At 59.8% G+C, this 12,422-nt stretch carries 13 protein-coding genes, 1 tRNA gene and 1 pseudogene; 5 read left to right on the forward strand and 10 right to left on the reverse strand.

All coding sequences use genetic code 11. From position 1 onward, the window contains the following. Both fabB and fabA read right to left on the reverse strand, forming a co-directional pair. Complete coding sequence (gene fabB, locus ASE04_RS09745) at window positions 1-1,224, reverse strand: beta-ketoacyl-ACP synthase I (protein WP_056815807.1); 1,224 nt, start codon at window positions 1,222-1,224, stop codon at window positions 1-3. Window positions 1,225-1,282: 58 nt separating this feature from the next. Continuing rightward, entirely contained in the window at window positions 1,283-1,798 is a 516-nt protein-coding gene (gene fabA, locus ASE04_RS09750) for a 3-hydroxyacyl-[acyl-carrier-protein] dehydratase FabA (protein ID WP_056815810.1), read from the reverse strand. A 304-nt stretch (window positions 1,799-2,102) separates the two neighbouring features. Between fabA and irrA the strand changes: the two genes are divergently transcribed. Further along, entirely contained in the window at window positions 2,103-2,522 is a 420-nt protein-coding gene (irrA, locus tag ASE04_RS09755) for an iron response transcriptional regulator IrrA (protein WP_056815813.1), read from the forward strand. A 1-nt stretch (window position 2,523) separates the two neighbouring features. Here irrA and ASE04_RS09760 read toward each other — a convergent pair whose 3' ends face one another. After that, on the reverse strand, window positions 2,524-3,159 hold the full coding sequence (locus ASE04_RS09760) for a trimeric intracellular cation channel family protein (protein ID WP_056815817.1): 636 nt from the start codon (window positions 3,157-3,159) through the stop codon (window positions 2,524-2,526). A 121-nt stretch (window positions 3,160-3,280) separates the two neighbouring features. On the opposite strand from ASE04_RS09760, the gene ASE04_RS09765 reads away from it, so the two are divergent. Continuing rightward, entirely contained in the window at window positions 3,281-3,763 is a 483-nt protein-coding gene (locus ASE04_RS09765; RefSeq protein ID WP_056815821.1) for a hypothetical protein, read from the forward strand. Window positions 3,764-3,768: 5 nt separating this feature from the next. Here the strand turns inward: ASE04_RS09765 and ASE04_RS09770 are convergent, their stop codons facing one another. The 4 genes and pseudogenes from ASE04_RS09770 to ASE04_RS09780 all read right to left on the reverse strand — a co-directional run bounded on the left by ASE04_RS09770 (window position 3,769) and on the right by ASE04_RS09780 (window position 5,565). After that, a complete protein-coding gene (locus tag ASE04_RS09770) occupies window positions 3,769-4,554 on the reverse strand; it encodes a YdcF family protein (RefSeq protein WP_056815935.1) in 786 nt (261 codons plus the stop codon). Between the two features lie 133 nt (window positions 4,555-4,687). Beyond that, window positions 4,688-4,774: pseudogene (locus ASE04_RS31490) on the reverse strand (DUF1275 domain-containing protein); the annotation flags it as partial. 172 nt (window positions 4,775-4,946) lie between these two features. Further along, a tRNA-Ala gene (locus ASE04_RS09775) sits at window positions 4,947-5,022 on the reverse strand. 150 nt (window positions 5,023-5,172) lie between these two features. Beyond that, window positions 5,173-5,565, reverse strand: a complete 393-nt coding sequence (locus ASE04_RS09780) for a TIGR02300 family protein (RefSeq protein ID WP_056815824.1) — start codon at window positions 5,563-5,565, stop codon at window positions 5,173-5,175. A 228-nt stretch (window positions 5,566-5,793) separates the two neighbouring features. Here ASE04_RS09780 and ASE04_RS09785 point away from each other — a divergent pair, with 228 nt between their 5' ends. From ASE04_RS09785 to rpsA, 3 genes are all read left to right on the forward strand, one after another. Further along, window positions 5,794-6,435, forward strand: a complete 642-nt coding sequence (locus ASE04_RS09785) for an FMN-binding negative transcriptional regulator (RefSeq protein WP_056815827.1) — start codon at window positions 5,794-5,796, stop codon at window positions 6,433-6,435. 8 nt (window positions 6,436-6,443) lie between these two features. Then, on the forward strand, window positions 6,444-7,091 hold the full coding sequence (gene cmk / locus ASE04_RS09790) for a (d)CMP kinase (protein ID WP_056815830.1): 648 nt from the start codon (window positions 6,444-6,446) through the stop codon (window positions 7,089-7,091). Window positions 7,092-7,259: 168 nt separating this feature from the next. Further along, window positions 7,260-8,960 (forward strand): 30S ribosomal protein S1, encoded by a 1,701-nt coding sequence (rpsA, locus tag ASE04_RS09795; protein WP_056815832.1) that lies wholly within the window; start codon window positions 7,260-7,262, stop codon window positions 8,958-8,960. An 85-nt stretch (window positions 8,961-9,045) separates the two neighbouring features. Here the strand turns inward: rpsA and ASE04_RS09800 are convergent, their stop codons facing one another. The 3 genes from ASE04_RS09800 to ASE04_RS09810 all read right to left on the reverse strand — a co-directional run bounded on the left by ASE04_RS09800 (window position 9,046) and on the right by ASE04_RS09810 (window position 12,321). Next, window positions 9,046-10,587 carry a hypothetical protein gene (locus ASE04_RS09800; protein ID WP_056815836.1) on the reverse strand — a complete coding sequence of 514 codons (1,542 nt, stop codon included), beginning with the start codon at window positions 10,585-10,587 and terminating at the stop codon, window positions 9,046-9,048. 226 nt (window positions 10,588-10,813) lie between these two features. Beyond that, window positions 10,814-11,440 carry a ribonuclease D gene (locus ASE04_RS09805; protein WP_056815839.1) on the reverse strand — a complete coding sequence of 209 codons (627 nt, stop codon included), beginning with the start codon at window positions 11,438-11,440 and terminating at the stop codon, window positions 10,814-10,816. 74 nt (window positions 11,441-11,514) lie between these two features. Then, window positions 11,515-12,321 carry a MerR family transcriptional regulator gene (locus tag ASE04_RS09810; protein ID WP_056815842.1) on the reverse strand — a complete coding sequence of 269 codons (807 nt, stop codon included), beginning with the start codon at window positions 12,319-12,321 and terminating at the stop codon, window positions 11,515-11,517. Between the last annotated feature and the right edge of the window lie 101 nt (window positions 12,322-12,422).

A 12,422-nucleotide genomic window follows, 5' to 3' on the forward strand; every position in this document is an offset into this window, starting at 1 on the left:
TTATCCGTTGTAGCGCTGGAAGACGAGCGTGGCGTTGGTGCCGCCGAAGCCGAAGGAGTTGGAAAGCGCGATGTCGATCTTGGCGTCGTCGATACGCTTGCGCACGATCGGCACGCCGTCGAATTCCGGGTCGAGCTCGGTGATATGAGCGCTTTCGCCGATGAAACCGGCCTGCATCATCAGCAGCGAGTAGATCGATTCCTGCACGCCGGCAGCGCCGAGCGAGTGGCCGGTCAGCGACTTGGTCGACTGGATGTGCGGGATCTTGTTGCCGAACACTTCGCGGATCGCGCCGATTTCCTTGCTGTCGCCGACAGGCGTCGAGGTGCCGTGCGTGTTGACGTAGTCGACATCGCCCTTCACCGTCGAGAGCGCCTGGCGCATGCAGCGGATCGCACCTTCGCCCGACGGAGCGACCATGTCGTAGCCGTCGGAAGTCGCACCGTAGCCGACGATTTCGGCGTAAATCTTGGCGCCGCGGGCCTTAGCGTGCTCCAGCTCTTCGAGAACCAGAACGCCAGCACCGCCGGCAATCACGAAGCCGTCGCGGGTGGCGTCATAGGCGCGCGAAGCGGTCTCAGGCGTGTCGTTGTACTTGGAGGACATGGCGCCCATGGCGTCGAACAGGTTCGACATCGTCCAGTCGAGGTCTTCGTGGCCACCGGCGAACATGATGTCCTGCTTGCCCCACTGGATCATTTCGGCGGCATTGCCGATGCAATGCGCGGACGTCGAGCAGGCCGAGGAGATCGAGTAGTTGACGCCGTGGATCTTGAACCAGGTGGCGAGCGTGGCGGATGCCGTCGAGGACATTGCCTTCGGCACGGCGAACGGGCCGATGCGCTTCGGGCTGTTGTTCTTGATGGTGATCTCGGCTGCTTCGATCAGCGTGCGCGTCGAAGGACCGCCCGAGCCCATGATGATGCCGGTGCGCTCGTTGTTGCTGATGTCGCTTTCTTCGAGGCCGGAATCGGCGATCGCCTGCTTCATGGCGACATGGTTCCAGGCGCCACCCTGCGACAGGAAGCGCATGGCGCGGCGATCGACCAGATCGGTCGGATCGAGCGATGGGCGACCCCACACCTGGCACTTGAACCCGTGTTCGGCAAAATCGTTGGAGAAGGAAATGCCGGACTTGGCATCGCGCAGCGACGCAGTGACCTCGGTGGCATCATTGCCGATCGAGGAGACAACACCCAGACCCGTAACAACTACCCGTCTCATGTGTTTCGACCTTTTCGTTTTTTCTAACTTGGAAACCGGGCAGCTAAGCCCGGTGCAATCAGGCGTCTTTGTCCTTGGACAGGCCGACGCGCAGGTCGCTTGCCTGGTAGATAGTTTCGCCATCGGCTTTCAGCCAGCCGTCGGCGGTGCCGAGCACCAGGCGGCCGCGCATGACGCGCTTGAAGTCGATGCCGTATTCGATGAGCTTCGTGGTCGGGCGGATCATGCCCTTGAACTTCACTTCGCCGGTCGAGAGTGCCATGCCGCGGCCGGGCTCGCCCAACCAGCCGAGGAAGAAGCCGGTCAGCTGCCACATGCCGTCGAGGCCGAGGCAGCCCGGCATGATCGGATTGCCCTGGAAGTGGCAGGGGAAATACCAGTCATCGGGCTTCACGTCGTATTCGGCGCGGATGTAGCCCTTGTCGAAAGCACCGCCGGTTTCAGAAATGTCGGTAATGCGATGAACCATCAACATCGGCGGGAGGGGAAGCTGTGCGTTACCCGGGCCGAACAGTTCTCCGCGGCCGCAGGCCAGAATTTCCTCATAGTTGAAGCTGGATTGTTTCGTCGCCATGAAAACTCTAATTCCCCCCGCAACTTTGCCGATGGATGTGAACGTCTAGTCCAAGTTCAGCGGAAAATGAAGCATAAGCATGACTGAGCTTCACCCACCTTCGGAGGACCGGCTGCGCGCCTTATTTGGTGGTCGCATACAGGAAGGCCAAGCCCCCGGCCAGCACTAATTGCGCCAAAAGCCCGATTTTGCGGCGCTTTCACTCTCTTTGTCCCCATTGAAACTATTGAAACGCTTTTGCGCAAAAGTTATATGGCTAATGAAACCTGATTGCTTGACGCTAGATTAACCCGGAGTTCGTTGGATGGTGGCAGAAGCCCCGCTTACCATTGAGGCACGGCTGAGACACGCCGGCCTTCGTCCGACGCGCCAGCGCGTCGCGCTTGGCGACCTCCTTTTCGCCAAAGGCGATCGACACTTGACGGTCGAAGAACTCCATGAGGAGGCCGTGCACGCAGGCGTACCGGTATCGCTGGCGACCGTCTACAATACGCTGCATCAGTTCACCGAAGCCGGGATGATCCGCGTTCTCGCTGTCGAAAGCGCCAGGACCTATTTCGACACCAACGTCTCCGATCACCATCACTTCTTCGTCGAAGGCCAGAACGACGTGCTCGATATTCCGGTGAGCAACCTCACGATCGGCAATCTGCCGGAGCCCCCGGAAGGCATGGAAATCGCCCATGTCGACGTGGTGATCCGCCTGCGTGCGAAGCGACGCTGATTTACATCACATCATCAGGATGCCGGCCGGGCTTTGCCTTGTAGGTTGGAAAGGTCCAGCCGAAATACAGAGCGCCGCCACGCACCGAGAATGCTGCCATAACGCCAATCGCCGAAGCGGCGTAGAGCGGCAGATCAAGCGCATTCGCGGCCGTGAACAGGCCGCCACCAACGAGCGCCGCGCTGACATAGATTTCCGGCCGTAAGAGCACGGAAGGCTCGTTTGCGATGAGATCGCGCAGGATACCGCCGAAGGTGGCCGTCAGCGTGCCGGTAACGATGGCGATTATGGGCGAACCGGTGGCGGCAAGGCCCTTTGCTGCACCCATCACGCAATAGGCGGAGAGCCCGACTGCATCCAGCCAGATCAGCCAGCGATAGCGCGACTCGACAAGATGCGCGGTAAAAAACACGACGATGCCGACAATGCAGCAGATGAGGACATAAACAGGGTTCAAAACCCAGAACACTGGCACACGGCCGAGGATAATGTCGCGCACCGTGCCACCGCCCGTGCCGGTGACGAAGGCAAAGAACAGGAATCCGATCAGGTCGAGTTGTTTGCGCGAGGCCGCAAGCCCGCCTGTGGCCGCAAAAAGCGCGACGCCGGCATAATCCAGGTAGACGAACAGCGGCATGCGGTGCTCCAGAGCCGACGCTTAGATTTTCAAAATGAATCACGGCGGCAAGGGCGGCGCAAGGCGGATCATGCAAACTGCGCGGCCAACAGCGTCCTTATCCGACCAAAAGAGAAGCCCCGTGAAAACGCTCCTGATTGCCCTGAACATTGCCGCGTTGCTCTGCGTCCCGGTTGCGGCCTTCGCCCAGCAGGATCTGATCTCCGATCCGGAGATGTACGAGAAGAAGCATTTCGAGGAGCAGTGCACCAAGGCGGAGTTTTCAGACAGCTTCGTCACGCGCCAGGACATCAACAATGACGGACTGATCGATGCCGTCGTTAACGAGGGCGAACTCACCTGCGACGGTGAAAAAGGCCCGCAGTGCAATGAGGACGGCTGCACCTACAATTTCTACCTTCAGGTCGCCGAAGGCGGCTACTTCATGATCGCGACCGCGCAAATATATGGCTACGATTTCCAGAAGCGCTTCGGAAACATGGTGCTCGCAATGAAGATGAACCCGCGCTTCTGCGATCGTCCCGATGCCGACAAGGAAAAGGAGCCCTGCATCGTCACGACGCGCGTGCGGGGCACCAAGTTCGTGACGATCTCCAAGAAATAGCGGGTTCAGCCGGGATAAAGCTCGGACGTTCGGCCGGCGAAATAATAGCCGACGAGGCCGAACCATTCGCGAATGGCGGTTGCAAGGTTCTGGGCGTTGCGGCTCGGCTGCGTGAAGTCGATGCCGAGGCCCTCATGCCCGTCGGTGCGGTAGTCTGTCGGCCAGGGGACGACATCGATCCCCTGCTTTCGGAAGATGCCGACCGAACGCGGCATGTGATAGCCCGAGGTGATCAGCAGGCAGTTCGACAGGCCGTGGCTTGCGAGAAGGTCCTTGGTGTTCACGGCGTTCTCGAACGTCGTGCGCGATGTCTTTTCTTCCAGCAATCGTTCCTTCGGCACGCCGAAGAGAGGGAAGAAGCGCGCTGAAATGACCGCATCCCCCTCGTAGATGCCCGACATGGAGCCGTCACCACCGGAAATCAGGATTTGCGCCTGCGGGTATTTCTGCGCCAGTCGAAGCGCCTCGACGAAACGATCGCCGCCGGCATTGAGTTCGATCCCGTGGCGGGCCGTGTTCACCTCGTTCTCGAATGCGCCGCCGAGCACGATCATGCATTGCAGACTGTCCGGGTCCTGCGGCTTCGGGAAGCGATCCTCTAGGTTCTGCAGAAGATAGTTGCCGACGGTCGTGTAGAGCGTCACGAACAAGATCAGGGCGGCAACGGCCGAGGAGGCGAGGCTGGTTGCGCGCCAGCGGAAAAGGCCGGTGATCAGGGCAAGCGCGACGAAAAGAAAAGCGAGCGACAGGGGCTGCCCGAACACCCAGACGAGTTTTGAGAAGAGAAACAAGAACACGTCCTTTCCACGATTGCGCGATGCCCTCTATCTGATTCGATAGGGCTTTATTGTGATAGCCAATTGGCGCAAGGCGTCGAGCCGCGCCCGATGCCTCTTCCAAAGCGCGAAAGCGCTCCCGTCACGTAAGCCCCGTGGCATCCGTCATACCCGCCAGAAATGAGATGGCAGCGGCGAGCACGAGCCCCGCTGCGGTTCTGCGCGTCTGAATGATGTCGTTTCTGTCGTGTCATCGACGAGAACCCGATCCACCGAGCAGCCCGGCCTGTTACCGGCATACCCTGCCTTGCTAAGGAATTGGCAAAGCGTTCGAAGGAACGGAGCGCTCGCGGTGACGAACTGCCGCTAGAGACGTACGATTTTTGTGACTGTTGTGGAAAAAAATTTGGTGGAGCTAAGCGGGATCGAACCGCTGACCTCTTGCATGCCATGCAAGCGCTCTCCCAGCTGAGCTATAGCCCCATCAAGGCGGTCCGGCTAGGCCGGTCCTGGGATGCTTCGCGAAGCGCTTGCCTCGCGGAGTGGCGGCTTATTACTTCCGGTTTTTGGAGATAGCAAGCCAAAAAGATCGGCCCGGCGAATTTTTATCGTCCGGGCCGACACTTAATTCGATCAGGCTTCGTCTTCGTCGCCGGTTACGCCGATGATGTCGCTCATGTCATCGTCATCGTCATCTTCGTCGGCTTCGAGGAAGGTGTCGTCGTCGTCATCGCCTTCGATCTCTACGTCGTCATCGCCCATGTCAGGGATGTCGTCGCCGGATGCGCCTTCATCGGCATCCTCGAGCGAAACCATTTCGACTTCCGTGTTTTCGGTATCGACTTCCGTCACTTCTTCTTCGTCCTGAGCGGCTTCCGCTGCGGCTGCAGCCGAAGTTTCTTCGAAGAAGGACAAGGGATAGGACTTGCCGCTGTAAGGGGAAACGATCGGATCCCGGTTCAGGTCGTAGAACTTCTTGCCGGTTTCCGGATCGGTACGCTTCGTTCCAAGTTCAGCTTTCGCCACTGTAAGCCTCATGAGAATGGCCGAATCAAGATTCGGCAAATGCCGTGAAAACCGGCGTTCTATTCGGAATTTATAAGCCGGTCCCCATAATCGTTGCAGCCCGGCATGTCAAAGCCAAACTTTATGTATCGCTGATGCGCGGCGCGGCCATTTGTGATAGTGACCCGCCGATTGTTCATTTGCAGGGCGGGTCGGCGGGGTGCCGGCTGCCGGAATGGGTACGGGACGATGTATCAGCCACCGCATTTTCGCGAAGAAGACCTTGATGTCCAGCATGCCCTGATCCGCGCTCATCCGCTGAGCCTGTTGATCACGGCGGGCGCCTCGGGCCTGATGGCCAACGCTGTTCCCGTTCATCTCGATCCCGCGGCATCCGAAAAGGGAACTTTGCGCCTCCATCTCGCCAAGGCCAATCCGCAATGGCGCGACATCGAGGCCGGCGTTGAGGTGCTTGCGGTGTTCCAGGGAGCCGATGCCTATATCACCCCATCCTGGTATCAGACGAAGCAGGAGACCGGGAAGGTCGTGCCGACCTGGAACTACGCGATCGTTCAGGCGCGCGGAAAGGGCCGTGTCATCGACGATCCGGCCTGGCTTCTGCAGCAGATCGATGCACTCACGACGCAGCAGGAGGAGCCGCGCGACAGGCCTTGGGCCGTCGGTGACGCTCCCGACGATTTCATTCGTGCGCAGATAAAGGGCATCATCGGCGTCGAGATCGACATTGCGGCGATCGAGGGGAAATGGAAGGTAAGCCAGAACCGACCGGTCGCCGATCGGCAGGGCGTTGCAACGGGCCTCGATCACGAAGCAGGCCAGGCCGATATGATCGATCTTGTCCGCCGCTATGGCGGACTGACGGAGAAATGAACAGCTAGATGAATTCCAGACACTTCACGATTGCCATCGACGGGCCGGCTGCGGCAGGCAAGGGAACGCTTTCACGCCTGATAGCCGAGACCTACGGCTTCCATCACCTCGATACGGGCCTTACATACCGCGCGACGGCAAAGGCCCTGCTCGATGCCGGCAAGACGCTCGATGACGAGATCGTGGCGGAAAAGATGGCCCGCGAGGTTGAATTGGCCGGGCTCGATCGCGACATACTCTCGCAACATGAGATCGGCGAGGCTGCCTCGAAGATCGCCGTGATGCCTTCCGTGCGCCGCGCACTGGTCGAGGCGCAGCGCCGGTTTTCGGAAAAGACGCCGGGAACCGTTCTCGACGGCCGCGACATCGGCACCGTCGTCTGCCCGCAGGCGCCGGTGAAGCTTTACGTAACAGCCAGTCCCGAAGTCAGGGCGAAGCGCCGTTACGACGAAATTATCAGCAAGAGCGCACCGGCCGATTTCGACGCAATTTTTGAAGATGTGAAGCGGCGCGACGAACGCGACATGGGACGGGCCGATAGCCCTTTGAAACCAGCGGAAGACGCGCACTTGCTTGATACGTCGGAAATGAGTATAGAGGCCGCGTTTCAAGCTGCGAAATCGATCATCGATGCGGCTTTGAGCCGAAATAACTGAATTCGAGCGATTTGCCCGGGCCATGCCTGGGTCGCTTTTGAAGACTAAGCCTGAAATTCCGTCCAAGCGCCGGATTGCTTCCCGATGAGGAAGCGGACTGGGTTCAGGCCCGTTCAACACGAACCAACCGGCGCATACATATCCGGATTCGGATATGCAGGAGATTTCATGTCAGTAGCTACTCCCTCTCGCGAAGATTTCGCGGCCCTTCTGGAAGAGTCCTTTGCCAAGCACGACCTGGCCGAAGGCTACGTCACCAAGGGCATCGTAACGGCAATCGAGAAGGACTCCGCCGTTGTCGACGTCGGCCTCAAGGTCGAAGGTCGCATTCTGCTGAAGGAATTCGGCGCCAAGGCCAAGGACGGCACGCTCAAGGTCGGCGACGAAGTCGAAGTTTACGTTGAGCGCATCGAAAACGCGCTCGGCGAAGCTGTTCTGTCGCGCGAAAAGGCTCGCCGCGAAGAGAGCTGGGTCAAGCTCGAAGCCAAGTTCGAAGCTGGTGAGCGCGTTGAAGGCGTTATCTTCAACCAGGTCAAGGGCGGCTTCACGGTTGACCTCGACGGTGCCATCGCCTTCCTGCCGCGTTCGCAGGTCGACATCCGTCCGATCCGCGACGTCACTCCGCTGATGCACAACCCGCAGCCCTTCGAAATCCTCAAGATGGACAAGCGTCGCGGCAACATCGTCGTATCGCGTCGTACGGTTCTGGAAGAATCCCGTGCCGAGCAGCGTTCTGAAATCGTTCAGAACCTCGAAGAAGGCCAGGTTGTTGACGGCGTCGTCAAGAACATCACCGATTACGGTGCGTTCGTTGACCTCGGCGGCATCGACGGCCTGCTGCACGTCACCGACATGGCATGGCGCCGTGTGAACCATCCGTCGGAAATCCTGAACATCGGCCAGCAGGTCAAGGTTCAGATCATCCGCATCAACCAGGAAACCCACCGTATCTCGCTCGGCATGAAGCAGCTCGAGTCTGATCCTTGGGATGGCATCCAGGCCAAGTATCCGGAAGGCAAGAAGATTTCCGGTACCGTCACGAACATCACCGACTACGGTGCGTTCGTCGAGCTGGAGCCGGGCATCGAAGGCCTGATCCACATTTCGGAAATGTCCTGGACCAAGAAGAACGTACACCCCGGCAAGATCCTGTCCACAACGCAGGAAGTCGAAGTCGTCGTTCTCGAAGTCGATCCGTCCAAGCGTCGTATTTCGCTCGGCCTCAAGCAGACGCTGGAAAATCCGTGGGCGGCATTCGCTCGCAACCATCCGGCCGGCACTGAAGTCGAAGGCGAAGTCAAGAACAAGACCGAGTTCGGCCTGTTCATCGGCCTCGACGGCGATGTCGACGGCATGGTTCACCTGTCGGATCTCGACTGGAACCGTCCGGGCGAACAGGTCATCGAAGAGTTCAACAAGGGCGACGTCGTCAAGGCTGTCGTTCTCGATGTTGACGTCGAAAAGGAACGCATCTCGCTCGGCATCAAGCAGCTCGGCAAGGATGCAGTCGGCGACGCCGCTGCCTCTGGCGACCTGCGCAAGAATGCAGTCGTTTCCTGCGAAATCACCGCAGTCAACGATGGCGGCATCGAAGTGAAGCTCGTCGAACACGAAGACATCACCTCGTTCATCCGCCGTGCTGACCTCGCACGCGACCGCGACGATCAGCGTCCTGAGCGTTTCTCGGTTGGCCAGGTTGTTGACGCTCGCGTTACCAACTTCTCCAAGAAGGACCGTAAGATCATGCTGTCCATCAAGGCTCTGGAAATCGCAGAAGAGAAGGAAGCTGTTGCTCAGTTCGGGTCGTCCGACTCTGGCGCTTCGCTCGGCGACATCCTCGGCGCGGCTCTGAAGAACCGCGGCGAATAATCGTCAGCCTCAGGCTTGAAGAATGAAGAAACCCGCCGGAGCGATCCGGCGGGTTTCTTTTGTTTTGGACAGATGCGAGAGGCGACTATTCCCAACCCGCCATTCGCCGATAGAGCGCATAGGCTTCCTCGGTCTGCTGCGGCATGGCGAGCCCCGGCGCTGCAAGGAGCGGCACACTGCTGGAAGCAGCCTTTTCGTCCACGCCCGCCTGTTGCGAACTTTCCGCCATCACTACGGCCTCCGGCTCGGAACGGTCTTCATCATCAGGCGCTTCCTCTTCGTCCTCGGAAGGCATGCCGCCGTCGTGATCTTCGCGATTCATCGAGTGGGAACCGCCGTCTTCGATCTCGTCCTTGGCGAAATCGTAGGCGCGAGGCGCATATGGAATGCCCTCGACAATTCTCATCAGAATTGGCGCATAGGCTGCCTCGACGGCATCCGGAACGTCATGCTGCTCAACTTGCTCCTGCGCCTGGCGAGCAGCGGCGTCCGTCATGGCCGCAGCCTGTTGCGGATTGACCAGCGTCGACTGGCGAGCGGCACCCTGTGCCAGCGTTTGAACCGGCAGCTCCATCGGATTATCGGGTAGATCCGCGGCAAGAGCATCGCCTGCGAACACATCGATCTCAACCGGCGAGCCATCCGCAGCATCAAGCAGCGTCTCGGTTTCCTGATCACGTATTATCGCGACGATCAGGTCGGTGGTTTCCTCGGTGATCGATGCGGGAATGCCGGGCCATATTTTGGGAACGACTGGGTCGGCCTTGATGCCTGTACGGCTGGCATCGATATCCGGTGCCGCGATAACAACGTCCTCAACGGTGCTGCCCGGTATGCTCGTTTCCGCTTCGGTGGGGGCTGCAGTCGGAGCCTGTTCATCGTCGGAGAGATCGACAATCGTTTCCTGTTGAACGACGGCGACGTCCTCCGCTTCCACGATAACGGTCGATTGTTGCGGAGGGGGTGTGGCCTGGTGGGGCTGCTCCGCCTCGGATGGCGGTAGGGCCGTCACGGCTGCGGCCGTCGGGGCCGATGGCTCTGCCTCGTTCGGAGAGACGTTGGAGAGCGTCTCCCGCTGAAGATTGATTTCGGGTTTCTGCTCTTGCCGCAGGGGCGATGCATCGTTCTGTCGATACGAACGGACGACAGCACCGGTGGCGAGGTCGCGATCCTTGTATCGCATGCTCTCCAGATAGGCGGTTATACGTGCGGCTTCCGGTCCGGCCGGATTTTTGAGCGCTTCCGCCAGCAGCCGAAGAGGCACGGCATGGCCTTGCGCCGCCAGCTGGCGCTCCAACTGTTCGATCTTTGCCGGCGGCAGCTTTTGAATTGCGGAGGCAAGACGGGAGGCGAAGGCGAGATCTGTTTCATCTTCACCGCGCGGCTGCGAGAGCGCGTCGCCTGCGGCCTTGAGAACATCGAGAAGCGCTTCCACCATCCGGGCGCGCACGGCCAGCAGCAATATGTTGAGCTTGCCTGCGATGGCCGAGTTCAGGTCGGAGCTCTGTACCTGATGGACCGGGGGAACGGCATCCACGACGCGGATCGTGCCATTGGCGGCGATGGCCACGGGCTGGCTCTGGGATGAAAAGCTTGCATTTGACGCTGCACGAACCGGAGTCAACATGGCATGCTCCTCTTTCGTAAAGTGCGATGAAAGCAGGTTACAGGACAGCCGCGCTCATCCGGCTCTCTGCATTCAATGGCAGCTCCTCCTGCCTGCCTGACGCCTGCATCGCGCCAACGGATGCATAAAAATTAATAAGCATCCTAGCGAAACGACGTTAAGAAAACATTAATGGCCGACACACGGGCAACCGTGGCCGGCTTGGCTGCAGCGGCATCGCGGTTTCTTAGCTATGTGCGAAGATGTCGGTTTCTTCCCAGCCGAGCAGATCGAGCTTGGCGCGTGTCGGGAGAAACTCGAAGCAGGCAGTGGCGTGGTCCATGCGACCGTCGCGCAGCAGGCGCTCTGTCAGCTTGCCGCGCAGGGCATGCAGATGCAGCACGTCGGAGGCGGCATATTCCAGCTGCGCCTGTGACAGCGTCGCTGCTGCCCAGTCGGACGACTGCTGCGCCTTGGAAATGTCGACCTCAAGCATTTCCTTGAGATTGTCCTTCAGGCCATGCCGGTCGGTGTAGGTCCGGCAGAGGCGCGAGGCGATCTTGGTGCAGAAGACGGGCTGTGCCGTGACGCCGAACGTGTGAAACAGAACCGCAATATCGAAGCGGCCGTAGTGGAAGATCTTCTGGCGCGCGGGATCGGCGAGCATGGCGACGAGATTGGGCGCGTCCTTCTGGCCGGCGGCAATGCGGATGACATCCGCCGAACCGTCGCCACAGGAGAGTTGCACGACGCAAAGCCTGTCGCGGCGCGGCACCAGGCCGAGCGTTTCGGTGTCGATGGCGATGGCTCCGGTGTAGCGCGCGGCATCCGCCGCGGAGATATCACCTTCATGGTAACGTATGGTGGCTGCCATCGATTTCGTCTCTCACTCAAACTGCGACGTCTGGCGCTATATCGTAAAGGCGGCGCGGACGATACCGCCAAGGCTCAGAATGTCGGCGGCGTATTGATCCAGATGAGGATGGTTTCGCCGTCGTGACGGTTGCGCCAGGAATGGTAACGGCGGCTTTCGAAGTAAAGCGAGTCGCCCGGTCCAAGGTCGAAGAACTGGTCCGAATCGAGCACCAGTTCGAGCCGACCGGAGAGAACGTGCATGAACTCCTCGCCTTCATGTCGATAGGCGCCTTCGCTTGCAGCACCCGGCGCGAGCACGAAACGGTGGCAATCCATCATCGTGCGCCCCTCGGCCAGAAGCTGGACAGTGACGCCGGGCGTCGTTTCCGGCCATGTCCGCCAGGCACCGGCGCGAACGACTTCGGCCACGTCGTCACGCTCCTCCCCGGAGAGGCGGGAAACGGTGGTGTCGTAATATTCGGCGAGGTCGTGCAGCGTCTTGAAACTCACGCCCTGCGAAGTTCGTTCGAGCGTCGACAGGGTCGAGGTAGCAATGCCGACATCACCGGCAACCTGATCGAGCGTTTTTCCAGCCCCATGACGCAGGCTGCGCAGACGCCGGCCGAGATCCGAGGTATCGGCTGGATCCGAATTTTCCGACGGCTCTTCACTTTCCAGCGCCTCGCGAATGGCGGCGGGATTGAGCCCGCGCTCGGTTCGATACCAGGCTATTTTCTTTATGCGGGCAACATCGTCCGCGCTGTATTGCCGGTGTCCCGTTTCCGATCGATCGGGAACGACGAGCCCCTGGCTCTCCCAAAGGCGGAGCGTTGATGCGGAAACGCCCGCCGATTTTGCCGCCTCCGCCACCTTATAGCGCACGGGCGTCCCATTGTTCATAAGCCAAAAATTCCTGGTTCGTTCGTCATCACGGGTCGTTCCCGACCTTCTTTACGCAAGCCGACCATCGCTGAAAACGACGGCCGATTGAAGCGGAAAAT

This window comes from Rhizobium sp. Root708, assembly GCF_001429725.1.
Classification (GTDB): Bacteria; Pseudomonadota; Alphaproteobacteria; order Rhizobiales; family Rhizobiaceae; genus Rhizobium.